The sequence below is a fragment of the Shewanella sp. genome (assembly GCF_051658185.1).
Classification (GTDB): domain Bacteria; phylum Pseudomonadota; class Gammaproteobacteria; order Enterobacterales; family Shewanellaceae; genus Shewanella.
This window is the reverse complement of record NZ_JBOFMC010000190.1, coordinates 1-1,133: the sequence shown is the minus strand read 5'-3', so window position 1 is coordinate 1,133 and position 1,133 is coordinate 1. Positions and strand designations below refer to the sequence as shown.

Here is a 1,133-nt window from a genome sequence, read left to right as displayed (position 1 = left end):
GTGTGAGCTATCCGGCTGGTACGCTGGCGTGTTAACCAAGGCGCCCAGATGGGCATGACACTGTTTTTTAGTCTGGCGGCGTTAACTCCTCGTATTGTTAAGTGCTCATGCCTTCAAGTGCACATGCCATTAGCACTCTGTTTGTCATGATCAATGCCCTTTGGCTCTTTGTGGGGAAGTAACTTTTGTATTGTTCTTGATGCATCCACAACGCATAACGATTAGAATAGCGCAATTCCACCCTCATTTGACTGTGTTGACCTAGCGTCGGCGCGGGTTGCTTTTGTTTTAAAGGAGACGAAAGACGTTATGACTAAGGTTCCTATGACCGTTGTCGGTGCAGAACAGCTGCGTAAAGAATTAGAGATCCTCAAATTTGAACGTCGCCCTAAAATCACTGAAGCGATTGCCTCAGCCAGAGAATTAGGGGACCTCAAAGAAAATGCGGAATATCATGCTGCTCGTGAAGAGCAGGGGATCTGCGAAGCGCGTATTCGTGATATTGAGGGAAAACTCTCCAATGCGCAGATCATTGACGTGACTAAGATGGTGAATAACGGGCGCATTATTTTTGGCACCACGGTCACTATCGTCAACCTTGATACGGATGCGCAAGTGACCTATCGCATTGTTGGCGATGATGAAGCCAATATTAAAGAAAACCTCATTTCGGTTAACTCGCCTATTGCTCGTGGCTTAATTGGTAAAAATGAGGGCGATGAAGTGTCGATCACGACTCCTGGCGGCTTAACCGACTATGAAATTATTGCGGTTGAGTATATTTAAGCCGAACAGGGCTGACGCTTTATGTCACTCAGTTTACTGAATTAGCTTAATATTCTAAATTACGCTGATTTATAAAATCCCTCGCAAAAGTGAGGGATTTTTTTTGGCTTTTTTATCAGTTCAGTGCTGAAGCGGTTCGTCACCTTGTGGATGAGATTGTCTGCTTACTCGGCCTGAGCGCCCGGTTAATGTGAGTGCGCTTCGTGTGTCAGCGGAATTTGTGGATAACTTGCATTCGTGTGTAACTTGCAGTCGTGTGTAAGTCGTATTTGTGCTGTCAGTAAATAAGCGCTAGCCAGCTTACGTATCAAAGATGGCCAAAGTTTAATTTGTTTATCAGCGGCAAG

Annotated in this window: 1 protein-coding gene; it reads left to right on the top strand. The window is 45.3% G+C overall.

What is annotated here, in order from left to right:
* Window positions 1-309: 309 nt before the first annotated feature.
* Window positions 310-786 (top strand): transcription elongation factor GreA, encoded by a 477-nt coding sequence (gene greA / locus ACRCZA_RS07610; RefSeq protein ID WP_438673851.1) that lies wholly within the window; start codon window positions 310-312, stop codon window positions 784-786.
* The last annotated feature ends 347 nt before the right edge of the window (window positions 787-1,133 follow it).

Excerpts from the sequence above, each read along its gene's own strand:
- greA (WP_438673851.1), top strand. The coding sequence starts at position 310 with ATGACTAAGGTTCCTATGACCGTTGTCGGTGCAGAACAGCTGCGTAAA.